This is a genomic window from Mesorhizobium sp. M0052 (assembly GCF_040323255.1).
In the GTDB taxonomy this organism is placed as follows: domain Bacteria; phylum Pseudomonadota; class Alphaproteobacteria; order Rhizobiales; family Rhizobiaceae; genus Mesorhizobium.
Genome location: NZ_JAMYUS010000011.1, coordinates 101,254 through 125,629 on the forward strand (window position 1 = coordinate 101,254; position 24,376 = coordinate 125,629).

Here is a 24,376-nt window from a genome sequence, read left to right on the forward strand (position 1 = left end):
CGAGGCGACCGTGACCCAACCCAACCTCACCAGCCCCATCGTCGGCAATCCAATCGTCATCGGCATCGACGCCGGCGGCACCATGACCGACACGATCCTTGTCGATCAGGACGGCCACTTCAAGATCGGCAAGTCGGCAACCACGCCGAAGAACGAGGCCGAAGGCTTCCTCGCATCGGCCGAAGACGCGGCGGATGCCTGGGGCATCTCGCTGGAGCAGCTGTTCTCCGGCGTCAACGTCGTGCTCTATTCCGGCACCGGCATGCTCAACACACTGTTGTCGCGCACCGGGCGCCGGCTGGGCCTGATCACCACCAAGGGTCTCGAAGACATGATCCTGATGGGTCGCGGCCTGCAGGCCTGGGCCGACTATTCCTATGCCGACCGGCTGCATGCGGTGACGCACCACCATCCCGATCCGCTGGTGCCGCGCCGTCGCACCCATGGCGTCACCGAGCGCATCGACCAGTTCGGCGACATCGTGCTGCCGCTCTACGAGCATGAAGTCGCGATTGCGGCCAGGAAGCTGATTGCCGACAAGGTCGAGGCGATCTGCATCATGACCATCTTCTCGCACGTCAATCCGGTGCACGAAAAGCGCATCGCCGAGATATGCCGCGAGGAGGTGCTGAAAGCCGGCGCCGACATCCTCATCTACACCAGCCACGAGGTCCGCCCGGTCATCCGCGAACAGTCGCGGCTGAACTCGGTGCTGATCGAAGCCTACGCGACGTCGCGCGGCCGCAAGCAGCTTAGGGGTATCGAGGACGTTTCGAAAAAATACGGCTTCAAATACGGCGTGCAGACGCTGCTGTCCTTTGGCGGCCTGACCTCAATCAACCATCCGCGCCTGCACGAAACCATTATTTCCGGCCCGATCGGCGGTATTCTCGGCGCGGCCTATGTCGGCAAGCTCATCGGCAACGACTCCCTGATCTGCTCGGACATGGGCGGCACCTCCTTCGACATGGGCGTCATCTCGCGCGGCCAGACGCGGATCGAGAACGAGCCGCTGATGGACCGTTTCAAGCTCAACGTGCCGACGCTGCATCTCGACACGATCGGCGCCGGCGCCGGCATGATCCTCAAGGTCGACCCGCTGACCAAGAAAGTCTCGCTCGGGCCGGAAAGCGCCGGTTCCGACCCCGGCCCCATCTGCTTCGCCAAGGGCGGCACTGAACCCACCATCGCCGATTGCGACGCCATACTAGGCCGCCTCAACCCGTATTATTTCCTCGGCGGCAAGGTCGTCTTGCAGGTCGAGAAGGCGCGCAAAGCGTTTGAGGAAAAATGCTCCAGCATCCTTGGCGTCGGTGTCGAGGAGGCTGCCGAAGGCATGATCGACATGCTGGAAGCCGATGCCAACAACGCGCTGCGCCGGGTCATCTCCGGCCAGGGCATCCATCCCTCGGAATTCACGCTGCTGTCCTATGGCGGCTCGGGTCCGCTGCATCTGGCCGGCTGCTCCAGGGGCATCGGCTTCAAGGACATCATCACCTTCCAGTTTGCCGCCGCCTTCTCGGCCTTCGGCTGCACCACCGCCGATTTCATGCGTCGGCATTCGGTCTCGACGCAGCACGACATCGGCGCCCGCGCAAGCGATGACGAGCTGCTCGCTTTCGGCAAGAAGGTCACCGACGTCTGGAATGATCTCACCAAGGCGGCGGTCGACGAGATGATCAGCGACGGCCATATCAGAGACAAGATCAAGACCGTGCCTTTCCTGATGATGCGCTACACCGGCCAGCTCGAGGATGTCGAGGTCATGGCACCGCTTGCCGAGGTCAATTCGGCTGACGACATGCGTAGGGTCATCGACGAATTCGAGGCGGTCTACGCCAAGGTCAACCATCGCGTTTCGCGCTATGGCGAAGCCGGCTTCACCATCACCGAGCTCGGATTGATCGCCACCGCCGACAAGGTCAAGCCGGTGCTCTTGAAGCGCCCGCTCGGCAAGTCGGCCCCGGCAGCAGCGCACAAGGGCGTGCGCGAGGCCTATATCGGGGGACGCTGGCACAAGGCCAATCTCTACGAGATGGACCTACTGCAGCCCGGCCATGAGGTGATCGGTCCGGCCATCATCGAACATCCCGCCACCACGCTCGTTGTTCATCCGCAGGACCGTGTCCATGTCGATGAGTGGACGCTGCTGCATTACACCCATTCTTGAAAGGGCACCGCCATGTTGGACAAACCTGCCTCGGCCCTGCGCCTGCGCGAACGGCTGCTCGAATCAGAACGGCTGATGGAAGAGACCGGCTGCTATGACGGCATCACCGAGCTCACGCTACGCAACCAGGACCCGCTGAAATTCGAGACGCTGCACACCAAGCTGCGCGCCTATTGCGTCTCGGCCCGCGAAATGGCCCGCCGCATCTCGGCCTCGCCCGGCGTGCGCGAAGTCGGCGAAATGGTGGTGGCGATCTATACGCCCGAGGGCGATGCGATCGCGCTGTCCAACGGCATCATGGTCCACGTCCACACGATGAGCCGCTTCATCAAGTGGATGATCAAGAACGATTACGAGGAAAACCCGAAGATCCGCGAAGGCGACATCTTTGCCAACAACGATGCCTTCATCGGCACCGTGCAGGTGCCCGACGTCATGGACGTGGTGCCGATCTTCCATGAAGGCACGCTGGTCGGCTGGGCAGGTGCCGTCTGCCACGAGCTGGAGGCCGGCGGCATCACGCCCGGCGGCGACGTCTGCCTGGCGCAGGAGCGCTTCACCGAAGGCCTGTTCGTCTGCGCCGAAAAGATCGGCGAGAATGACGAGATCCGGCGCGACTACGTCATCCGCTGCGAGCGCAATCTGCGCATGCCGATCTACTGGGTGCTCGACGAGAAGGCCAAGGTTGCCTCCTGCATCGACATGCGCGAAAGCGTCAAGCAGTTGATCTCGGAGATCGGCCTCGACTGCTGGATGAAGGTATCGAAGGAGTTCATCGAGGAGGGTCGTCGTGCCCAGCTCGCCCGCACCCGCCAGCTCACCGTGCCCGGCATCTATCGCGGCCACACCTTCTATGGCCATGTCACAGCGGGCAAGCCCGGCTTCCAGCTGCTTGGCGATCCCGACTGGCTCTACAACATCCCGATCGAGATGGAGATCACCACCGACGGCAAGATCACCATGGACTTCGAGGGCACGCAGCCCTGGGGCTACCATTCGATGAACTGCACGCCGGCCGGCATGGATGGAGGCATGTTCGTCACCTTGACCCAGCACATGAATTTCGAGGGCCTGGTCAATGACGGCGCCTGGATGGCGACCGAGCTGAAGCTGCCGCACGGCACCTGGACCAACCCCGACAATGAGATGGTGGCGACCGCCACATCCTGGGCGCTGCTGCTGCCGGCCTATGGCGTGTTCCAGCGCCTTTTGTCGCGCGGCTTCGTCGCGCGCGGCTTCGTCGAGGAAGCCTTCGTCGGCCAGGTCAACAGCCCGATGATCGAGATGGGCGGCGAAAGCCAGTACGGCACGCCGTTCGGCATGGCGCATTTCGAATGCGCCGCCGCCGGCTCCGGCGCGCTCGCCATCGCCGATGGCCTCGACACCGCCTATGTCGGCTGGAATCCGGAATCCGACATGGGCAACATCGAGGTCTGGGAACAGTCGATGCCGATGGTCTATATCGGCCGCTCGATGATGCCCAATTCGGGCGGCGCCGGCAAATATCGCGGCGGCTGTTCCTTCGTCTCGACCTGGCTGATCAACAAGACCTCGCACCTGCGACTGCACACTTCGGAACACTCCTCGCGGGTATTCGACAATGGCGGCATGTGCGGCGGTTATCCCGCGCCGACCTGCCAGAAGCATCGCGCGGTGCGCAACTCCAACATCCACGAACTGGCGGCGAAAGGCGAACCGCTCGCGCATGCCCCAGGTATCGATCCGCATGTCTCCGACTACGAGAAGAACATCGGCGGCGACCATGCCGTGGTCGAAGGCCCCTACATCACCTCGCCGCACAAGTCGGGGGACATCTTCAGCCATTCCTACAATGGTGGCGGCGGTTACGGCGACGTGCTGGAGCGCGATCCGGTCAAGACCGCCTGGGATGTCGAGAACGGTTTTCTCACCCGCCAGGCGGCGATCCAGATTTTCGGCATCGTGCTGAAGGACGACGCCGAGGGTTATCCGGTTGCCGATATCGACGCCACCGTCGAACGTCGTGCCGCCATGCGCAGAGAGCGTCTGGCCAAGGCGATCCCGGTTTCGGACTGGATCGCTGCCGAACGCGGCCGTGTCGAGAAGGCCGACTTCGCGCCCGAGGTGAAGAAAATGTATGCCAGCGCGATCAAGCTATCGTCGCGCTTCACCAGGGATTTCAGTGATTTCTGGACCATCGACGCCAGATCGATCTTCATGCCGGGAGCAAAGCCATGACCTCATACAGCAAGGAAGTCCTCGGCGATCTCTCAGCCGGCAAGCTGCCCTGGCCTCAGACAAAGCGCATCATGAGCGCCTACAAGGACGACGACCGCTTCTTCAAGATGCTCGCCGTCTATCAGGACCGTGTCGCATGGAAGGACCCGATCCTGCTGCCGGTCTCGGATCACCTCTTCATCTGCCAAAGCGGCGATGAACGGATCACCCGCTGCGAATGCGGCCACTCTTTCGGCGACTACCGCAAGAACTGGAAGCTCAAGGCTGCGATCAACGTGCGAAACACCGAGGAAGCGCTGCGCGAGATCTATCCCAACAGCGATATCCCCGATCCGCAATGGATGGAAATCCGCGAATTTATCTGCCCGCAATGCGGCACCATGCACGAGGTCGAGGCGGCAGCACCCGGCTATCCGATCGTGCATGATTTCGAACCCGATCTCGAAGGCTTCTATCGCGAGTGGCTGGGCAAACCGCTTTAGCGACGTGGTGACCAGCGCTGCAGGCAAGGTAGCGCTCGTCACCGGGCTGGGTCTAAGACTATCGCATCAAACGTCGGCATCGGAGATTCACTGCCCATGACAGACCTTTCCGGCCGCAGCGCGATCGTCACCGGCGGGTTTTCCGGCATGGGCTTCGCCATTGCGACGGCGTTGGCGCAAGCCGGCGCCAATGTCGCCGTCGGCTCCTACATCGCGCCCGCCGGCGCCGACAGATCCGACGCCGCCTATTATCCCGGCGCCGACGAAATCGAGCGCGTGCGGTTGGCCCTGTCGGCACACGGCACCAGGGTTTATGCCGCCCATCTCGATGTCCGCGACAGCGATGTGACCGACCGGTTTGCGGCTGACGCACAAGCCGCCATCGGCCCGGCCGACATACTGGTCAATGCTGCGGGCACCACCGCCGAACAGCCGGTCTGCGGCCATTCCGACGCACTGTGGGACAAGATCGTCGACACTAATCTCAGCGGAGCGTTCCGCGTCACCCGAGCTGTGCTGCCCGGCATGATCGCGCGCGACTGGGGCCGTATCGTCAACATCGGCTCGACAGCGGCTTCCGTCGGCTGGAAGGACAACCCGGCCTACTGCGCCTCGAAGGCCGGGCTGCTCGGCCTTACCCGCTGCGTGGCGCTGGAAGGCGCCGCGCACGGTGTCACCTGCGTCATGATCAGCCCGACCTGGGTCGAGACCGAACTGATGCGCCGCAACGTGGCGCAGGTCGTCGAGCGTGAGGGCAAGGGCAGAACCGCCGAGGAAGCGATGGCCGAGATCGCCAAGGGCAATCCCCAGCAGCGCATGCTGCAGCCGCAGGAAATCGCGGCTCTAGCCGTGTTCCTGTGCTCGGATCTGGCCAAGGGCATCACCATGGAAAACATCCAGATCACCGGCGGAGCGCTGTGGTAGCGGCCACAGTTTGAATTTTCGAACGAGCGAGCCGCATTAACGCCATTTGTCGGTTGCATGGTCGTTTTGGCCCTGCCTGCAGCAACTTTACCCCTCGCGGCAAATTTACCATTGAGTGACAGGCGATAGAGAGGTTATATTGTGCACTGCACAATGGATGCCCGCTGATCGGGGTCCGGCAAGGGCAGGTTCCGGCGATCGCGCATGACGCAGAAAAGCCGACCATGGGCGCTTCAGCCCAGCCGAAAGGCGGCAGCATGAGAAATCCGGTACGGATATGAAGATCCCGAAATCCATTCTGATCGATCCGGACAACAACAAGGCCTATGCCGCCTTCGCCGTTGCGGTGTCGGTCTTTGCCTTCGCCTACTCCACCAATTTCGGCCAGATCCTGATCCTCGCCTACTTTCTGGTATGGCTGCCGCTGCTGTTCGTCGATTACCGGCGTTTCGCCCGCGATCTCTCCAGCGCCTGGCTGCCGCTGCTGTTTGCGGCCTATGTCTGCCTGTCGCTGTTCTGGTCGCAAGCGGCCGGCACCAGCGCGCGGGCGGGGCTGCAATATTTCTCCCACATGCTGTGCGCCTACATCGCGGCGCGCACCATCAGCACGCGCACGCTGGTGCTGGGCTCGCTGATCGGCATCTTCATCGTGCTGCTGTATTCGCTGAAGGTTGGCGCCTATGCGCTCGACACTATCGACGGCACCACCAATTTCGTCGGCGCCTTCGGCTCCAAGAACCAGATCGGCTTCTTCGCCTCGCTCGGCATCTTCTTCTGCTTCGCTTTTCTGGCCTTCTACCGGCGCAACTGGATGAGCTTCGTCTGGGCCGCGCCGATCATCCTGCTGTCGGTCTATATGCTGGCGATCGCCCACTCGGCGACGTCGGTCGCTTCGCTTCCGGCGGTGATCGGTGTCGTTGCCTTGCTTGCCATGAGCAAGGTTCTGTCACGCCGCTACCGCCGCGTGCTGTTCGTCGTCGGCGCTACCGCGCTGGTCGGCGGTGTGATGGCTGCGCTGAACCTTGGCCTGCTCGATGTCGTGCTCGGCATCTTCGGCAAGGATTCGACGCTGACCGGCCGCACCTATCTCTGGGAACAGGGCTGGGCCGCCGCGCAGCAGCGTCCGGTGCTCGGTTATGGCTATGCCGCCTACTGGATCCAGGGTTTTGCCGATCCGGAACGGCTCTGGGCCGAGTTCTACATCTCCACCCGCACCGGCTTCCATTTCCACAACACCTATATCGAGACGCTGGTCGAGCTCGGCTTCATCGGCGTGACGATGCTGGCGCTGATCATCCTGCGCTCCTTCTGGGGCCATGTTTCGAAGGTGGTGTTCGGTGACTGGAGCGCCGATTCAGTGGTGCTCGCCGGCGCGGTCGGCATGATGCTGATCCGCTCCTTCTTCGAGGTCGAGATCCTCGGCCCCTATTTCATGGCCTCGTTCATCGTCTATTACGGCCTGTTCAAGCTGCGCCCGGTGCCGCTCGCCAGGGCAAGGCGGGCCTATGTTCCGGTGCCGGACGAGAACACCGCCAACGGCCGCATGCCGGCGCGCGTCTGACTTGCTTATCTCAGGCGACGGCGCGCTTGCGCAGCATCAGCCGCTGCAGGAAGCGGCGCAACGGCTCGTCATAGAGGCGCGTGGCGATGTCGGCGATGACGATGACGGAAACCGCCATGACGATGCCGAACCAGGGATGATGCGCGAACGGGTCGATCGCTGCGGCCTTGCCCGCCCCGGCGATGATCATCAGCAGCGGCGTGTGGATGATGTAGATTGGGTAGGAAATCCGCCCCAGCCAGCCATAGAGGCCTGACAGGCGCGGCGCCGTCGGCGCAATGGTGCCGACCACCACCAGCGCCGGGAAGACCAGGACGACGCAGGCGAGATCGTAGGCGACGCGCGCGCCGCCGGCCGGCGCGATGGCAAAGACAACGAGCGTCAGTGCGATCGCGGCCTCTATCCACCAGCCGCGCCGCAGAAAGCCGAGCCCGCTTTGATAGCGTGTCATGGACCGGCAAAGCAGCACGCCCAGGAAGAACGAGAAACAGACGCGTGGCAGGCCGCCGATGATAGTCGATCCGGTCATGCCGAAGTCGAGGGTGCCGGCCACGATCGAAGCGATGACCAGCAGCACCAGACTGACGGCGATGAGCGTGCTCAGCACGCGTTTCGTCAGCAGGAAGAAGACGGCGACATAGGCTATGTTGACGATCAGCTCGAAGAACAGCGACCACGAGGCGGGGTTGAGCGGAAAGATCGTGTGATAGGCATCGCTGACCAGCGGGATGAAGAACATGCCGGTCGTCAGCATGGTGCCGATCTCGGAGATCGGCATGTATTCCGCCGGAATCAGCCGGTTCTTGACGATGAGATAGAAGAAACCGAGCAGCGTGCCGGCGAGGTAGAGCGGGTAGAGGCGTATCAGGCGGATCGCCAGGAACGTGCCGAAGCCCATGCCGTTTTCGATCTTGCGGTCATAGGCATGCGCGATGACGAAGCCGCTGAGCAGGAAGAACAGGTCGACCGCCAGATAGCTCGACGGCAGCACCTTGCCGGCGGCCAGGAACGGCGAGAAGTGGTAGAGCATGACGCTGATCGCCGCGACGCCGCGGATGGCATCGAGATTGAGGTAGACGTGGCGCGGTGCGGCGGGCTGCATGGAATGCCTTCAAGCGGTCGAAAAACGGAAGTTCCCGCCCGCACCCTGGCGCGAACGAGCCGAACTGGTTCCTCCCGCCTCCATCGCGCGGGCCGCGCCGCGCGCGCCCGCGCGCTAGAGCAATTCCGGGAAAAGTGGGAAACGGATTTCCGTCCGGAATTGCTCCAAACAAACAGGTTACTGGCTGGCCGTCGGCGCCAGCTTCACCTTGATGACGTCGCCCGGCAGCACCGGCGTATCTTCCTTCGCGTCGATCTCGCTGGTCTTGCCGTCGGTCACGCGCACCAGCGAATAGATGAGCGCCGGCTCTTCATTGTTGTTTGTGATGGCGGCGGTCGTGGCCGGGTCCGATGCCTGGGCCATCAGGCCCTGTTGCATGTTGACCCTGAGTGCGGCTTCGTTGAGGTCTGCTTCGACCTGCTGCCGGTCGGCGGCAAGTCTCGAGTTCAACGTGTTCTGGGCATCGATGGCATCCTGCGTCGCCTTGCTGACCGACTGCTTGGCGGTGAGGATCGCCGTCTCATAGTCCAGGATCTTGCCCTGCAGATCGGTGACCGACTGTTGCGAGGAAAGCAGGCGTGCGTTGGCGACCAGGCCCTTTTGCGCCAGCGGACCGATACTGTCCGCCTGCTGCTGCGCCAGGTCGACCTGCTTTTGCTGGTTGACGATCTTTTTCTGCAGCGCCTCGATTTCGGACTGCAGGACCCCCTTCAGATCGTCAAGCGCCTGCAGCTTCAGCTTCAACGCTTTCTGGTCGGAGATCAGGATCTGCATTTCGTCGGCGACGATTGTCGCCAGGCGCGGGTCGCCCTCAACTTCCTTAGGCGCCTCGAAACTCTCCTTGCCGGCGAGATCGGCATCGATGCGGGCACGCTTGACGATCAACCGCACGCGCTGGTCGTCATAAATGTCGAAATTGCCCTTGGCGGTGATCAGGTCCTTGCCGAGCTGGGTGCCCAAATCGGCGTTGCGCCGGATGCCGCCGGCGATGCTGATCGCCTTGAGCACGGTCAGCTCCGGCACATAGGGAAACTGGCCAGGCGTCTGGATCTCGCCCGAGATGTAGAACGGCCGGAACTGCACCATTTCCACCGAGGCTTCCGGCTTGTCCGACAAGGCAAGCTTGCGCTGCAGGGCGACGCTGATCGCGGCCGCAACCTCTGACGTGGTCTTGCCGGCGGCCGGCAGTTCGCCGACGAACGGCACCGACAAATTGCCGGCTGGACCGACCGAATATTCGCCGTTTACCGCCGACCAGTCACGGAACGTGCCTTCCACCGTCTGCCACTCGGCGACGCGGATGTTGAGCTTGTCCTGCGAGCCGAGCCGGTACTCGTCGGCCATGGCCGGAACCGCGAGTGACAGAGCGAGGCACGTGGCGACGAGCCGTGCCGGCCGCATCGGGCCGGCAAGGCGAAAATACGCTGATATGTCTGTTTTCAACTGACGTTTCCGATCCGTTTTGGCCCCATCCGCCCGATAGGCCTGCTGCCGAGTGCCTCCTTCGGAACCTGGCAGAACACTATGGCTGCAATGCGAGACCGGCCCATCGCCGAATAGCTTTGGACCGGATTGGCTTCGGGCCGTGCCGGCCCGACTGCTGACCAGTTGCGGTCGGTCAGTAGGAACCGCGCGACATCCACACCGCGGGCACGGTCTTGAGGATGATGCGAACGTCTTCGAACAGCGACCAGTTCTCGACATAGTGACGGTCGAACGCGACGCGACTGTCATAGGAGACATCGTTGCGTCCGCTGACCTGCCAGAGCCCGGTCAGGCCCGGCCGCGACTTCAAATAATAGACCGCGGCGCTGCCGTAGATCTCAAGCTCGTCGCGCACCACCGGGCGAGGCCCGACAAGGCTCATGTCGCCCTGCAGGATGTTGATGATCTGCGGCAGCTCGTCGAGGCTGAGCTTGCGCAGAACGGCGCCGACGCGGGTGACGCGCGGATCGTTCTTCAGCTTGCGGGTCGCGATCCATTCGGCGTTGGCTTCCGGATTGGCCGCGAGATAGGCGGCCAGCACACGTTCGCCGTCTTCGACCATGGTGCGGAACTTGAGGCAGGGGAAAATCCGCCCACCGCGTCCGATGCGCTTGTGGCCGTAGAAGATCGAGCCGCCGTCGGAAAGCTTGACCAGAAGGGCCACCATCAGGAACAGCGGGCTAAGCGCCACCAGGCCGACAAGTGAACCGAAAATATCGAAACTGCGCTTCAGCAGCCCGCCGATGGGTGGCGGAAAATCTACGCCGACATGCGAAAATGCCGCATTAGCCGACTTGGCAACGTCCCTCATGCAAAAGCTCCATACGTTGAACGGATGGTTTATGCCACGATACCAAAAAAATGCTGCAGCGCAACACACAATTTCCCATATGGCTGAAATAGTCACGTCAGGAACCCTCCTTGCCCAAATTTTGCCCTTTATGGCGGGTTTGTGACGAATAATTAGCAACCGTAGGAAATGTAATGCCTTTTTTCGGCGGGTTTTGGGCAAATCGTCCTTTGCCGCAGAGGGAACGGCTTTAACTGATTTTCGAATCACTGGCTTTGCTAAATTAATCAAGTAAAATACTAATCAACATTGCAGATTCTACTGTAGTATAAAGCGCATGACGAGTTAGGCCACCACCCCTGCGTGTGCATCGCAGCATGGCGGAGTCCAAGCCGCCGCCAAGCCGAAAATTATTGCTGGTTGCCCTTGCCGTCAGTTTCGCGCCTTAATAGAGTCGCAAATTATTCCTGATAGAGTCTGGATGGGTTGGGAAGGCCGGAAGCAACCGGCCGAAAAAGAGCAGCTAAATAAGCTCGCATGGCGAATGGGGAGATACTCGGGTGGGTAAGTCATCGCTTTTGCATGCTCGGGCCGGTTGACGGGCCGCCGAACATGTCATTACCAAAATTCGTCATTGGAATGGTTTTCGCCCTCGCGATCGTGGTCGCGTGGTCCTATGTCGACGGCGCGACGGTCACCACAACGGTGCTTCGCGTCATCGGCTGCGCTGTCCTCATCCAAGTCGGTTATTTCCTGCTGGTGTATGTTATGATCGCCAGGAGCGCGCCGACATCGGCCGACAGGGCTCGCGACGCCGAAAGAAGCCTCGGCGCCGACAAGGCGGTTGAAGGCGAGAAGCTCTCGGCGAGGCGCAGCGTGCATTGAACAGTCTGAAGCCGCAAGGTCGGCCTCGGATCATCTTGCAGCCGGACTCAGCCTGCTTCGGCCGGCTCGGGTTCGGATTGCTCGCCTGAAAGCATTTTCGACAGGCGGCTGCCGGCCTTCGCTTTCAACCTCTGATATTGCCCGACTTCGACGATTCGTCCGTTTTCGACTGCAACCACCCAGTCGGCGAAGGCGATCATCGATGGCCTGTGCGCAATGGTCAGGATCGTCATCGATCCGCGCAAGCCGTCGATCGATTTGGCGATCAGGGACTGGTTCTGCCAGTCGAGCGCGCTGGTCGCCTCGTCGAGAATGAGCAGCGAAGGTTTGCGCAGCAGCGCGCGCGCCAGCGCGATGCGCTGGCGTTCGCCGCCCGAGAGCCGGACGCCGCGGTCGCCGACCACCGTGTCGAGCCGCAACTCCAGCCGCTCGACGAAGTCGGCGCCATGCGCAGCGCGCAGTGCAGTCCACAGCTCCGCGTCACTGGCTTGCGGCGCGGCAAGGCGCAGATTGGCGGCGATCGTATCGTGCAGCAGGAACACGTCTTGCGGCACATACGCCACCTGGTCGCGCCAGCGCCGGCGGTTGGCGGCGCCGATCTCGACGCCATCGGCCAGGATTTTGCCCTCGCTCGGTTCGAGCAGGCCAAGCAGCATGTCGGCAAGCGTGCTCTTGCCCGATCCTGACGGACCGATCAGCGCCGTTACCTTGCCGGCGGGTAGGCCAAAGGTGACATCGCTCACCACCGGCTTGCCGCCCGCCTCATAGGCAAAGGAGACATTGCGTATGTTGAGCCCGACATCGAGCGACAGCTTGGCATCCGATTCGAGGTTTGCCGGCTCGCGCTCGGCATCGAAACGCGCCTGCATGTCGCGCATCGAGGCATAGGCCGGCAGATTGATCAGCACCTGCTGCGCCTGCATCTGCATGTCCATGAAGCGCGGCGCAATGCGCATGAACACCAGAAGCAGGACAACGATCTCGGCCAGCGAGAGGTTGAAGCGGACCAAAGCGACATAGATGAACAGGCTCAGACCAATGACGCTGGCGACCTGGAACAGAGCGGTGCCGATGGTGCTGTTGCGGACATAGTTGATGTTGTCGGCCTTCATCTTCTCCAGCGTCGCGCGAAGCTGCGCGTAATAGGTCGCCTCGACATTCAGGCTCTTGGCCACCTTGATGCCGCCGAGGAACTCCGAGACCGTTCGGTACTGCTCCTGGCGATTGCTGGTCAAAACCCGGCCGAAGGCGCTGGCTCGTGCCCGAAACGGCTGCAGCGCCAGGAAGGTGACGATGCCGACGACAATGGCAAACGCCGTCATCACTGTCGAAATGAACAGCGAGACAACGAGATAACCCGCCAGAAGCACGGTGATCTGCACCAGCATCAGCAGCGAGAACGCCGCCGACTGCACGCGGTCGATATCGCCGGTCAGCGCATGGTCGAGATCGGAGCTGCGCATGCGCGCGAATATCCCCCACCGCGCCTTGCCGATGCTCTCGAACAGGTTCATGCGCAGGCGATTGATGAAGTCGAGCAGCAGCCGCGCCATGTAGACGGATTTATAGCGGTTGAACGCTGCCTGCAGCGCGACAAGCCCGACCAGCAGGCAAAGCACCGTGGTCAATTGCAGCGTTCCGTCCGGAGCCAGCCAGCGCACCCAGTCGCGGTCAGGCAACCTGACCGCGAAATTCTGCTCGGGTCGCCCGACCAGATGCAGCAGCGGCACCAGAAGCAGGATCGAGATGCCTTCGGTCAGGCTTCCCAGGATCAGGAACAGCAATGCCGTGAAGGTCCTGCGCCCGCCGATCCGGGCCATGGCGGCGCCGAAACCGGCGACATCGCGGTAAAACGAAAAGCGCAGGATCTGCGATGCGGACATGTCAGTCACCGCGGCCCTTTGTCGGCCGCCAGATCGTTTTCGATCAGGGCGACGGCTTCGCCGATACGGTCGAGCCCGGTCGGCACTTCGAGGCGACAGACGCCGATCTGGCTGGCCAGGGCCGCGCATTGGCGAAGATGTGTCGTGGCAAAATCGCCGACCAGGGCTGGACGGCCGAAACGCGTCACATAGGAAAATTTGATGATGGCCGGCAGGGCGCCGATGCCTGGCAGCGGCGTGATCGCTGCCTTGTCGCTGCGCTCGAGGATATAAATCCGGGTCGCCGGCACCGCGTCTGCCGCAAATCCGGCGTGCAGGCGATGCTGCATCTTGTCGATCGCCGCATGCACCTGCGGGCGTATTTCTGCCTGGCGGATGGGAAACGCGGCGGCCGCATCGGCGGCGAGTTTCAGCTGCGGAAAGCCCGGAACGATCATCGGCCGGTCCGTGAGATCGAGCGCCACGACATCGTCGGTCAGCAAGCGATGGCCGGCCCGGATCATCGCGCTTGCAGTCGTCGATTTGCCGGCGCCCTTGTCGCCCATGAAGACAGCGCTCTTGCCGCCGACCGCAATGGCGCTGGCGTGCAGGATGAGCAGGCCGCGCTGGTGCAGGAGCAGTGCCATGACCGGACCGAGCAGCGGAAACGCCAGCAGCGCATCGTCGACATCGGGCGCCGGCTCCACCTCGATGCGGCAGGCATCGGTGATCAGGAAGGCGCCGACCGTCTGCCATGCCAAATATTGCTGCCGCGGCTCGAAACGGAAAGCAGTTCCGGTCTCGGGCGAGGGTTTTGGCAGGTCGATCGGGCCGACGGTGATCAGCACATCGACGCAAGCTGGTTCGCTCGGCTCTAGCTCTGGCAGTTCGACCTGCGAAGCGATCGTCAGCCCATAGGCTTTGTAGAAGTGCTGTGCGCGAGCAGCAATTGCATGGCGGTCATCAGCGGCAAGAGGCATGTTGGCCGGCATCATCAGTGGCTCCCGCGCTGTTGCACCTGCCGCAGCCACAACGATAGCGAAATCGAACGCCATACATACTGGACATCGGGCAAGGTCGCGGCCTCGGGTTGGCTGGAAATGCGGCCATAGGCGGCGGTCACCTCAGGCAGGTTGACGTAAGGGGCAATCCGCGCCGCATCTTTCACCAGCACCTTGTCCAGGAGATCGCGGTGATTGCCCAGCATGCCTTTGACCAAATTGGAGGTGAAATCGATCTTGTCGCGCCGCCACTGCACCGCCGGGGGCAAAATTCCTTCCATGGCACGGCGCAACACCGAGCGGCCAAAGCCCTGGTTCAGCTTTTCCGCGCCGGGCAGTGCCAGGCAGAACTCGACCAGCGGCTTGTCCCAGAAGGGGTAGCGCGGCTCGACGCCGAAATTGGCGGCGGCCTTGTCGAGAACCTCGAAGGCGTGCGGCACCATGCCGTTCGACAGCAGCCAGCGATGGGTCAAGGTCTCGCTGGCGCTGACCGCGGGCGGCATATAGCCGGCCCTGCGGAACCGTTCGACGAGGTCGGTACGCATCGCCAGGTCCGGATTGATCAGGGCGCGCCAGCTCGTCGCCGGCCGCCCAGTGGGATGGCGCCGCAATTTGCCAAGCACGCGGTTCGCGAACCGCTTGATTCTCGCGATGCGCCAGGCCGGCCCGTAAAGGGTAAGGAACTGGTAGTAGAGGCCGAGCATGCCATCGCCATAGGTGTTGGAGGCGCTGCGCAGCTCGCGCCACAGCTCCATCCATTTGCCGGCATAGGCGAGTTCGTGCAGATGGCCGTGGCCCTGCGAAACCACCTCGTCGCCGCCATGGCCGTCCAGCAGCACCTTCATGCCCTTGGCGCCGGCGGTCCTGTAGATGTCGCGGGTCAGCGACAGGCCGGGGGCCAGGAACGTTTCCTCCTGCTCTTCCAGAATGCGTTCGAACTCGGCGAAGGGCGCGTAGTTGCCGACGGAAATCAAAGTGCCGTCGACCTTCTCCTGTCCAAGCACTGCCTCGATGAAAGGCCGCTCGTCCATCGGCGAACCCTTTTCGAACACCAGCGAAAACGTCGGCAGCCTCGGCTTTCTCTGCGCGGCATTCTGAAGGCCCGCCACGCAGGCGATCGAGGAGGAATCGAGCCCTCCGCTCAGCATTGCGCCGACCGCAGGCGTGCCGCGCATACGGTTGCGGACCGATTGCGAAAACAGATGCCGGAATTCCTCGGCCGTATCCGATCGCATCGGCCTTGGCGAGGGTTCGATCTGCCAGTAGCGGCGCAGCACCACCTGGTTGCCGGTCACTGTCAGACTGTGGCGCGCCGGCAGGCGGAAGATATCGGCATAGGCTGTCGACTGCGGATCGTCGGGCAGCCCGGCCAGGAATCCCGAAATCTGGTGTTCGCTGATGCGCATGTCGACGCCGCCGGCATCGAGGATCGGCCCGATCTCCGAGGCAAAGACGAAGCGCCGGTCGCTCGAATGATAGTAGAACGGTTTGACGCCGAAATGGTCGCGCACGCAAAACAGCTGCCGGCGCTCGCCATCCCAGATGGCAAAGGCGAAGTCGCCTTGCAGATGCTCGGGGCAGGCTTCGCCCCAGCGCAGATAGGCGCGCATCACAAGCACGGCGTCGGCAACCGAACTGTCCCTGATGCCGAGCCTGGCCAGCAATTCGTCGCGATTGTCCAGCCGGCAGTCCGCGGTGATCGCGAGCTTGCCGCCGGCCATGGTCAGCGGGCCGGGGCCGGCTTCATCGGTGGTGTTGAGCCAGGCGTGGCCAAGAACGACGCCCTCGTCCATCCACCACGAACTGCCGTCAGGCGCGCGATGTTGCATGCGGGCAAGCATGCGCTGGATGCCGGCCGCGGCGGCCTTCCTGCCTTCCTGCCTCAGCAGAATTCCGGCGACGCCGCTCATCGCTCAATGGCCGTGGTCGACGAGATGGTTAAACCCGCCAAGCGAGCCGCCGAGCACGATGTGGTCGCCGCTGACCAGCCAGGCATGCGCCTTCAACTCGGTGCCGGTATCGCGCTCGATGCCGATGCGGATTTTTGAGGCGTTGCCCTGGCGGGCAAGCAAATATTGGCCGGAAAGCGCTTGGGTCAGACAGCTTGCGCCAGGCACCAGGCGGGCAGCCGCAGCCACGCCCCAGGCGACACGCCTGAGATCGCCGATGTCGGCTGGTTCGCGCGCGTCGAGCCGGGTCACCATGCGGCGCACTTTGTTGTAGGAAAGCAGCGTCAGCCCCAGCCGCACCGACACGACCACCGCAAGGCAGTGGGCGAGAAAGAGCATCTCCGGCCCGCTCAGTGAGAAAGCTCTAGACAAGTTCCTCATCATGGAGCCTCGCAAGCCCAGCGTCCGCCAAGCCCTTCAACAATCCATCGACATCGGCCTTGCAGCGTTCCGGATCGACATTGTAGCGATCCAGCACGGCGCTGCGGATTTCGGAAATCGGCCGCGGCTCCTGGATCAGCTCCCAGATATAGGCGCCGACGCCGTTCAGGCTGTAATAGATGTTGGACCTCATATCGAGCAGCGCTAGGCCGTTGCCGAATTCGCAGGCCACGGCATCCTTGCTCGCGCTCATCCGATCATGGTCCGTGGGGTTCCAGTCCATTCCTAAACCTCGCTCACAACCAACGCTTCGGCAATTCCGGACAAAAACGCGAGAGCCGGGGTTTGACCCCCGACTCTCCTTAGTGCGCTCTGTTTGCAGAGTCCGGACTTTGTCACCCCAACGAGAGAATACTCAGGAGAAGGTGAGTTCGCCGACCGGCGTATGTGCCGGAAACGAGGCGTCGAGTGCCGTAGTACCGCTACCGCCTTGCGTGATGGTCTCGATCGAGCCGTGGACCGTCAGGCTAGGGGTTTCGTACTCATGCTTTTCAACATTCTGTTCCAATTTACTCTCCACTTGTGGACTGGAAGCGGCCTGTCGATTGCCGGCAGCGAGCTATTGCTGCACCGCAATAGCTGCATGGCAGCATTTATGAGTCAAGCCTGATTTACCAGCCGTTAATCAATTCTCGGTTGCGACTCCCTTCAATGGTGATCAAAGCGCTTTGCATTTCACATCTCAGGAGAATTCAGCAGAGTGTCCGAGGCCGTCAACTAAGTATCTGATTTAATTACGTTAAATTTTCCTTCGAATGCTCCTCACTTGGGCGCTGGCGCATTCCCACAAAAATTGTTGCTGACGTACCCGCCACAAGCCCCGATCAGGCGGCGCCTTGCATCTCGTTGTAGGACTGTGTTGCGAAACGTTCAGGTTGCAGGAAAATTGCGCCAAAGGAAAAACTGGACGCGGCGCATGAATTTGGCGATGCTTTGCTTCGCAGTTGCAATATAACGCGCCTGGCGAATTTTTTGCGGAGATGCTGCAGCATATGGCATTGCAGGAAGGGACCTTCGAAAGGTTGCGCGCCGCTGGCTGCGCCGACGAAGTGGCCTATGTGCAGGCTTGCCTGCGGCTGTTCTTCGCCTCCAGGGCGAGCCCCAGCGCCGCGCCTGCACCGGCCATCTCCGTTGCCGATGTTTGCGATATCGCCAGGCTGAACAAGGTCGCCACCTTCATGCTGAAGGCACTGTCGCGCCCACCGGCGGGCGAGACGCCGCCGGGATTGCTCGAGTGGCTCGACACTTATCGCCGGCGCACAATTGCGATGAACTCGTCCGGCATCATGGATTCGATGGCCATCGACAAGGCGCTGCGCGGCAGCAGCATCGATTTCGTCTTCCTGAAGGGCCCCCTCCAGCAGCAACTGCTCTATGGCGACCATTTCATGAAGCCGTCCGGAGATGTCGACATATTGGTGTCGCCGGCCGGCTTCTTTAGAGCTCGTGATGCGCTGCGCTCGATCGGCTACGAGGTCGCCGGCAAGTCCCGCTCCGTCTGGTGGGTGCGCTTTCTGGGCGAGCAGCACATGGTTCGCAGCCAAGGTCGGAAATTGTCCACCGTCGATCTCCATTACCGGCTCCAGCAGCCGGGATCGCCCAGCCCGCGCGATACGGAAGGGTTCCTGCGCCGCAAGCGCGCGCTTGCGATCGCCGGCTCCAGCGTGCCGTTCATCTCGGCCTCCGACACTTTGCTTCTGTCCTGCATCAGTGTCGCAAAGGCGCTGTTCAACCGCGAGCCATGCGCGGGCTATGTCTGCGATATCCGGGCCGCTGCCAGTCGGCTGAGCGAGGCCGAGCAGCAGACTGTGCTCGACTACGCGGCCGAGCAGGGGCTGGCTGACACCCTGCTGCTGGGCCTGCGCGCCGCCGATGTGCTGCTTGGTGGCGCCGGCACGCTGCTGTCGGATCGGGCCACCAGGATCCTGTCACGCATCGGCAATGAAGACCTGTTCCACATGGTCATCGCGCCGTGGCTGTCGTCGCTCAGATGGCCGCAACGGCGCACCGTTTTGTGGGAATTGTGCGGCCGCGAACCTGTCCGCTATCTGACCGAGGCCGGCTGGGCCGCGTCAGCCGACCTCAGCCGGCGGATTTTCGAGCGGGAAAGCCGGTGACGATGAGGGTCGTCATGCAGCAGGCAGATAACGTTCCGTCCCGATCCGCTGGGGATGGATCGGGGGATGGATCGGGGTCCGGCGCCGCGCGCCGGGAGGGCGAGGGGCCTCGCGACACTTTATGCAATCGAAAGGCCACCCTATGTCCATGACAGAATCCCGGGTCTGCGTGATCATCGCGGCGCGCAACGGGGCCCGGACCATTCCCGCAGCCATCGCCTCGGCGCTGCGCGAGCCGGAGGTGGCGGAAGTCGTCGTCGTCGACGACGCCTCCACCGATGACACCGCAAAGGTGGCCAGCGCTGCCGATGATGGCAGCGGCCGGCTTTCGGTCATCCGGCTCGACGCCAATCGCGGCCCGTCCTTCGCCCGCAATACCGCCATTGCCGGGTCGGAATCACCTTTCATCAGCATTCTCGACGCCGACGATTTCTTCCTTCAGGGACGGTTTCGCCAGCTGTTTGCCAGCGCCGACTGGGATTTCGCCGCCGACAACATCATGCTGATCCGTGACGATACGGCGACCGATGTCTCGAAGATCGTCGCCCCGTCCTTTTCGGCGGACCCGGAATTCCTCGACTTCGAGCGATTCATCGAGGGCAACATCTCCAGACGGCGTGTCCAGCGCGGCGAACTCGGCTTTCTCAAGCCGGTGATATCAAGAGCTTTCCTCGACAGGCATGGGCTGCGTTACGACGAGAACCTGCGTCTCGGCGAAGATTACGAACTCTACGCTCGCGCCTTTGCCCTTGGCGCACGCTTCAAGGTCATCCGTTCCTGCGGCTATGGCGCGATCGTGCGCGCCGATTCGTTGAGCGGGCGCCACAAGACACAGGATCTGAAGCGCCTCGCCGATGCGGATCTGGCACTGCTCGAGATCGACAGCCTGCCGGAAGGCTCCAAGGCCCTGCTGCGCAAGCACGAGCGGCATGTGCGTGACAAATACCGGCTGCGCAATTTCCTCGATGTGAAGGCCGAGCGCGGCATGGCGTCTGCCGCCGCCTATGCGCTGGCCAGCCAGTCGAACTTCATTCCCATCGTTGTCGGCGTGGCCGCCGACAAGCTCGATGCGTTGTTTCGCCACGCCGGTCTGTCCCCGCGGCAGCAGCCGGTGCCGCCTTTGCGCTTCCTCATGGCCGCTACCAACACGGCGGCGCAAAAGTAGGCTCCGCCAAGTCCGGGACGGCGGCCGCAAGGCTGAAAAAATTGCCTTTCTGAAACTCGGAGGTTGCCTACACGCCCCGACGATGGCACTGTATGTTGCGGTGCAGCAATTTTGGAAGGCCAACCGGATGGCTTCAATTTTCGGCTTCAGGTCCAGGGACCCAGCGCGCGACAAGCAGACCGATCTGGCGCGTTTCGACCGTCTGGCAAAGCTGTTGGATCAGATCACGGCCGAGATTGCGGCCGAGAAGACCGGGTTGGAGGCCCGCTACCGGTCGAAGTCCACCAACGCGGCCTTCCTGGTCGAGTCGATGGAGAACGGCTCGGCGTCGGCACGCAAGCTGTCGGAAGTCGGCGAGCTGACGAAGTCCATCCTGAACTGCGAACAGCGCATCGCCGAGCTGGTGCGCCAGACGAGCCGGATGAAGGAACTGCGTCATTCACTCGACGCGATCGTCGGCGAGGATGGCCAGAGTTCTGATTCGCACGGGGAATATGTCAAACCCGCAGGTCGCTTCGGCTGAACACGGTCACACGAGACACAGAAGAGAAAGTTCGGGGACGGAGGATCGGGATCGGCCCGTTAGCAATGTGGGCCAATCGGTGACTTTGGGTTGGGGCGGAACAGCACAAAGGTGAATTGATATGAACGCAGATCCGAAGACGACGCCCATGGCGGCAATCGATGCCATGATTTCGACGCGGCCAAATCGGCCAATGCGTCTTGTAAACCCAACGCGTCTTCTATCCGTTGGTGCGCTTCTGTTGGCGGCAGCCGCAGCTCTGCTCGGCGCCGCCCACCCCTCCCGCGCCCAGGACGCCTCCCCGGAGATGCAAAGCGCACCGTCCTTCGTCGACGATTTCAAGAGTTTCGATCGTTCGCGCTGGTATGTCTCCGACGGTTGGTCGAACGGCAATCACCAGAACTGCACCTGGTCGAAAAGCCTGGTAAAATTTTCCGACAACATGCTGACGCTCGGCTTCGAAAAGCGCAAACTGAAGGACCGCGAGTTCGCCTGCGCCGAGATCCAGACCAAGCAGCGCTTCGGCTATGGGACCTATGAAGCACGGATGAAGACCGACACCGGATCCGGTCTCAACGCCGCTTTCTTCACCTATATCGGCCCTGCCGACAAACAGCCCTGGTATGAGATCGACTTCGAGGTGCTGACCAAGGATACATCCAAGGTGCAGGTCAACAGCTACATCGCCGGCAAGCCCAAGAACGAGAAGCTGGCCGAGGTCGAAGGCGGCGCCGACAAGGGCTTCAACGACTATGCCTTTATCTGGGAAAAGGACCGGCTGCGCTGGTACGTCAACGGCAAGCTGGTCCAGGAAGTGACCAATCCCGAGCAATTGCCGACCCACTCGCAGAAGATATTCTTCAGCCTCTGGGGCAGCGACACGCTGAAAAACTGGATGGGCGCCTTTTCCGACCCCGGCCGCCAGGTGACGATGCAGGTGCAGCGCGTCGCCTTCACCGCGCTCGGCCAGCCGTGCCAGTTTCCGGAATCGCTGGCATGCAGTGTAAGCAGCATAAAGTAGATCTGAACCGGCCCGGCTATATAAGGCCAAAGGGCGTGAACAGGAATTAACCCGAATGAATTTGACGGTCTTTGGAATTGGCTATGTCGGTCTCGTGCAGGCCGCGGTGCTGGCGGAGGTCGGGCACCAGGTGGTGTGCGTCGATGTCGATGAAAAGAAGGTCGAGCGGCTCAACCAGGGCCTGGTGCCGATTTTCGAACCGGGACTGGAGGCACTGGTCAAGGAGAACCACGCCGCCGGCCGCATCAAGTTCACCACCGATGCCGCCGCCGGCGTCAAGCATGGCGAGATCCAGATGATTGCGGTCGGCACGCCACCCGGCGAAGATGGTTCGGCCGACCTCAAATATGTGCTGGCGGTGGCCGAGACCATCGGCCGCGAGATGGACGGTCCCAAGATCGTCGTCGGCAAGTCGACCGTGCCGGTCGGCACCTGCGAAAAGGTGAAGGCCAAAATCGCCGCGACGCTGAAGGCGCGCGGGCGCCAGGACCTGGCTTTCGACGTCGCTTCCAATCCTGAGTTCCTCAAGGAGGGTTCCGCCGTCGCCGACTGCATGAAGCCTGACCGCATCATTGTCGGCACCAACAGCGAGGGCACCGAGGCGGTGATGCGGGAGCTCTACGCGCCGTTCAACCGCAACCACGAGAAGATGATCGTGATGGACGTGCGCAGCGCCGAATTCACGAAGTACGCCGCCAACTGCATGCTGGCGACCAAGATCTCCTTCATGAACGAAATGGCCAATTTGGCCGAGCAGCTCGGCGCCGACATCGAGGAGGTACGCAAGGGCATCGGCTCGGATCCGCGCATCGGCTACCACTTCATCTATCCCGGCCTCGGCTATGGCGGTTCGTGCTTTCCCAAGGATGTCCGCGCGCTGATCAAGACCGCCGAAGGTGTCAAGTTCGACGCCAAGCTGCTGCGCGCCGTGGAGGAGCGCAACAATGCCCAGAAGTCGGTGCTGTTCGACAAGGTGCACCGTTATTTCAAGGGCAGTCTCAAGGGCAAGACCTTCGCGCTCTGGGGCCTCGCCTTCAAGCCCAACACCGACGACATGCGCGAGGCGCCGGCGCGCGTCCTGATGGAGGCGCTGTGGCAGGCCGGCGCCAATGTGCAGGCCTACGACCCCGAGGCGATGCAGGAATGCCAGGCCATCTACGGCCTGCGCGACGACCTTTTGTTGTGCGGCACCAAGGAGGCGGCACTGCGCGGCGCCGACGCGTTGCTGATCGCCACCGAATGGAAGAGTTTCCGCGCCCCGTCCTTCGACGCGGTGAAGGATGCCCTGACCACGCCGGTCATCTTCGATGGCCGTAACCTCTATGATCCCAAGGTCATCGCCCGTCACGGCATCGAGTATTTCTCGATCGGCAGGATGGCGGCGTGAAGGCAGGGCGGCACAACGCGGAGCCAGGTTCATGAAAGTTCTGTTTGCAGGCGGCACCGGCTACACGCCGCAATTCAGCGGGGGCGTCCAGTCGAGCACCCACCACCTGGTCGAGCAATTGCGCGAAAACGGTCACGAGGCATCCGTTCTGGCAGCGCTGTTCGGCGACGGCATGTTCGGCTTCAGGGCGCGCGCCAAGATGAAGCTCCTTCGTCAGCGCGCGGTCATCGACAATTTCCCGGGCTATCCGGTTGTACGGGCGTGGTTCCCCTGGGAAGCGGCCGACTTCGCCGTCAAAAAGTTGAGGCCGGATGTCGCGGTCGTGCAGTGCCACAATTCGGTGCCGATCGGCAGAGAGCTGCAGAGGCTTGGCGTGCCGCTGACCGTCTATCTGAGGAATGTCGAATTCGACGAATTGGCCGGCGATCTGCGTGAGCTCCATTCGGCGGTCTATATCGCCAACTCCGAGTTCACCGCGCGCGCCTATAAGGCAAAATTCGATATCGATTCGACGGTTATTCCGCCGACCATCAATCCCGCGTTCTACAGCACACCGACGACCGGTGAATTTGTCACGCTCATCAATCCATATGAGGAAAAAGGCTTCGATCTTGCGGTGCGCATTGCCGCCGCCTGTCCCGAGATCCCGTTCCTGTTCGTCGAAAGCTGGAAGCTCGACGACGATCATCGAGCCCGGATCGAAGCAACAATCTCTCCCCTCCAGAACGTCAAGCTGGAAAGCCGCACCAGCGACATGAAGACGGTCTACGGCCGCACGAAAATCCTGCTTGCGCCCAGCAAATGGGAAGAAGCCTGGGGCCGGGTGGCCTCGGAAGCGCATTGTAGTGGCATTCCCGTGGTCGGCTCGCGGCGCGGCGGTCTGCCGGAAGCGATCGGCGCCGGCGGCGTGGTACTGGACTACGACGCCCCGCTCGCCGACTGGGTCGCAACGATCAGGCGGCTGTGGAGCGATGAGGCCGAGTACAAGCGGCTGTCAGCGACAGCACGTCAGTTTTCGGAGCGGCGGCAAATGAACCCCGACAGCCAGTTCGCAACGTTCATGGGCGTTCTCGACCGCGCAAGACGTGTCGGTTTGGAGCGCGCAGCCTAAACGCGTCGTGTTGCAGTTCAGCTGAGACGCTGCACGACCGTGGTCGCGCAAAGTTCCCGTTAGCCAGGTCCAGGCGTCGTGCGCCCGTCCGGATCACTTTTAATTGCTGCAGTGCAATATTTTGTGGCACTGCAGCAATCAACGTGTATTCTGCCTGTCTACATTAGGGCTTGTGCGATATGG

General features: G+C 62.2%; 21 protein-coding genes. 12 read left to right on the top strand and 9 right to left on the bottom strand.

All coding sequences use genetic code 11. The annotated features are described in order from the left end of the window. Positions 1-10 precede the first annotated feature (10 nt). The 5 genes from NKJ77_RS16790 (at position 11) to NKJ77_RS16810 (ending at position 7,354) form a co-directional block, all read left to right on the top strand. Positions 11-2,170: a hydantoinase/oxoprolinase family protein gene (locus NKJ77_RS16790; protein WP_352535488.1), complete on the top strand. Its 2,160-nt coding sequence runs from the start codon at positions 11-13 to the stop codon at positions 2,168-2,170. Positions 2,171-2,182: 12 nt separating this feature from the next. After that, positions 2,183-4,387 carry a hydantoinase B/oxoprolinase family protein gene (locus tag NKJ77_RS16795; RefSeq protein WP_352535489.1) on the top strand — a complete coding sequence of 735 codons (2,205 nt, stop codon included), beginning with the start codon at positions 2,183-2,185 and terminating at the stop codon, positions 4,385-4,387. Continuing rightward, the gene (locus NKJ77_RS16800) at positions 4,384-4,869 is read left to right on the top strand and encodes an acetone carboxylase subunit gamma (RefSeq protein WP_023668821.1); all 486 of its coding nucleotides are present in this window, start codon (positions 4,384-4,386) and stop codon (positions 4,867-4,869) included. The genes NKJ77_RS16795 and NKJ77_RS16800 overlap by 4 nt, the downstream gene beginning before the upstream one ends. A 96-nt stretch (positions 4,870-4,965) precedes the next feature. Continuing rightward, positions 4,966-5,793, top strand: a complete 828-nt coding sequence (locus NKJ77_RS16805) for an SDR family NAD(P)-dependent oxidoreductase (protein ID WP_023831210.1) — start codon at positions 4,966-4,968, stop codon at positions 5,791-5,793. Positions 5,794-6,070: 277 nt separating this feature from the next. Beyond that, a complete protein-coding gene (locus NKJ77_RS16810; RefSeq protein WP_352535490.1) occupies positions 6,071-7,354 on the top strand; it encodes an O-antigen ligase family protein in 1,284 nt (427 codons plus the stop codon). Positions 7,355-7,364: 10 nt separating this feature from the next. On the opposite strand, the gene NKJ77_RS16815 is transcribed toward NKJ77_RS16810, so the two are convergent. The 3 genes from NKJ77_RS16815 to NKJ77_RS16825 all read right to left on the bottom strand — a co-directional run bounded on the left by NKJ77_RS16815 (position 7,365) and on the right by NKJ77_RS16825 (position 10,752). Then, complete coding sequence (locus tag NKJ77_RS16815; protein ID WP_352535491.1) at positions 7,365-8,456, bottom strand: acyltransferase family protein; 1,092 nt, start codon at positions 8,454-8,456, stop codon at positions 7,365-7,367. Between the two features lie 177 nt (positions 8,457-8,633). Continuing rightward, on the bottom strand, positions 8,634-9,857 hold the full coding sequence (locus tag NKJ77_RS16820; protein WP_032885928.1) for a polysaccharide biosynthesis/export family protein: 1,224 nt from the start codon (positions 9,855-9,857) through the stop codon (positions 8,634-8,636). Between the two features lie 217 nt (positions 9,858-10,074). Continuing rightward, positions 10,075-10,752, bottom strand: coding sequence for a sugar transferase (locus NKJ77_RS16825; RefSeq protein WP_023668816.1), 678 nt, complete (start codon positions 10,750-10,752; stop codon positions 10,075-10,077). 591 nt (positions 10,753-11,343) lie between these two features. Between NKJ77_RS16825 and NKJ77_RS16830 the strand changes: the two genes are divergently transcribed. Then, complete coding sequence (locus NKJ77_RS16830) at positions 11,344-11,616, top strand: exopolysaccharide production repressor protein (RefSeq protein ID WP_023711266.1); 273 nt, start codon at positions 11,344-11,346, stop codon at positions 11,614-11,616. A gap of 47 nt (positions 11,617-11,663) precedes the next feature. Here NKJ77_RS16830 and NKJ77_RS16835 read toward each other — a convergent pair whose 3' ends face one another. From NKJ77_RS16835 to NKJ77_RS16860, 6 genes are all read right to left on the bottom strand, one after another. Continuing rightward, positions 11,664-13,499: an ABC transporter ATP-binding protein gene (locus tag NKJ77_RS16835; protein ID WP_023745197.1), complete on the bottom strand. Its 1,836-nt coding sequence runs from the start codon at positions 13,497-13,499 to the stop codon at positions 11,664-11,666. A 5-nt stretch (positions 13,500-13,504) separates the two neighbouring features. Beyond that, entirely contained in the window at positions 13,505-14,473 is a 969-nt protein-coding gene (locus NKJ77_RS16840) for a phosphoenolpyruvate carboxykinase (ATP) (protein ID WP_023715553.1), read from the bottom strand. Next, a complete protein-coding gene (locus NKJ77_RS16845) occupies positions 14,473-16,389 on the bottom strand; it encodes a lasso peptide isopeptide bond-forming cyclase (RefSeq protein ID WP_352535492.1) in 1,917 nt (638 codons plus the stop codon). Before NKJ77_RS16845 ends, NKJ77_RS16840 begins: the two co-directional genes overlap by 1 nt. 3 nt (positions 16,390-16,392) lie before the next feature. Further along, a complete protein-coding gene (locus NKJ77_RS16850; RefSeq protein WP_245266111.1) occupies positions 16,393-16,767 on the bottom strand; it encodes a lasso peptide biosynthesis B2 protein in 375 nt (124 codons plus the stop codon). A gap of 25 nt (positions 16,768-16,792) precedes the next feature. Continuing rightward, positions 16,793-17,062 (bottom strand): PqqD family protein, encoded by a 270-nt coding sequence (locus NKJ77_RS16855; protein WP_245261370.1) that lies wholly within the window; start codon positions 17,060-17,062, stop codon positions 16,793-16,795. 162 nt (positions 17,063-17,224) lie between these two features. Next, positions 17,225-17,377, bottom strand: a complete 153-nt coding sequence (locus NKJ77_RS16860; protein WP_023684233.1) for a lasso RiPP family leader peptide-containing protein — start codon at positions 17,375-17,377, stop codon at positions 17,225-17,227. A gap of 484 nt (positions 17,378-17,861) precedes the next feature. Here NKJ77_RS16860 and NKJ77_RS16865 point away from each other — a divergent pair, with 484 nt between their 5' ends. The 6 genes from NKJ77_RS16865 (at position 17,862) to NKJ77_RS16890 (ending at position 24,193) form a co-directional block, all read left to right on the top strand. Further along, positions 17,862-18,986 carry a nucleotidyltransferase family protein gene (locus tag NKJ77_RS16865; RefSeq protein ID WP_023831204.1) on the top strand — a complete coding sequence of 375 codons (1,125 nt, stop codon included), beginning with the start codon at positions 17,862-17,864 and terminating at the stop codon, positions 18,984-18,986. A 142-nt stretch (positions 18,987-19,128) separates the two neighbouring features. After that, positions 19,129-20,151: a glycosyltransferase family 2 protein gene (locus tag NKJ77_RS16870; RefSeq protein ID WP_023831203.1), complete on the top strand. Its 1,023-nt coding sequence runs from the start codon at positions 19,129-19,131 to the stop codon at positions 20,149-20,151. A 127-nt stretch (positions 20,152-20,278) separates the two neighbouring features. Continuing rightward, positions 20,279-20,674, top strand: a complete 396-nt coding sequence (locus NKJ77_RS16875; RefSeq protein ID WP_023668807.1) for a cytochrome P450 family protein — start codon at positions 20,279-20,281, stop codon at positions 20,672-20,674. Positions 20,675-20,795: 121 nt separating this feature from the next. Beyond that, the gene (gene exoK, locus NKJ77_RS16880; protein ID WP_023668806.1) at positions 20,796-21,695 is read left to right on the top strand and encodes an endo-1,3-1,4-beta-glycanase ExoK; all 900 of its coding nucleotides are present in this window, start codon (positions 20,796-20,798) and stop codon (positions 21,693-21,695) included. Positions 21,696-21,750: 55 nt separating this feature from the next. Beyond that, positions 21,751-23,082 carry a UDP-glucose dehydrogenase family protein gene (locus NKJ77_RS16885; RefSeq protein WP_023668805.1) on the top strand — a complete coding sequence of 444 codons (1,332 nt, stop codon included), beginning with the start codon at positions 21,751-21,753 and terminating at the stop codon, positions 23,080-23,082. Positions 23,083-23,113: 31 nt separating this feature from the next. Next, the gene (locus NKJ77_RS16890) at positions 23,114-24,193 is read left to right on the top strand and encodes a glycosyltransferase (protein WP_023668804.1); all 1,080 of its coding nucleotides are present in this window, start codon (positions 23,114-23,116) and stop codon (positions 24,191-24,193) included. The last annotated feature ends 183 nt before the right edge of the window (positions 24,194-24,376 follow it).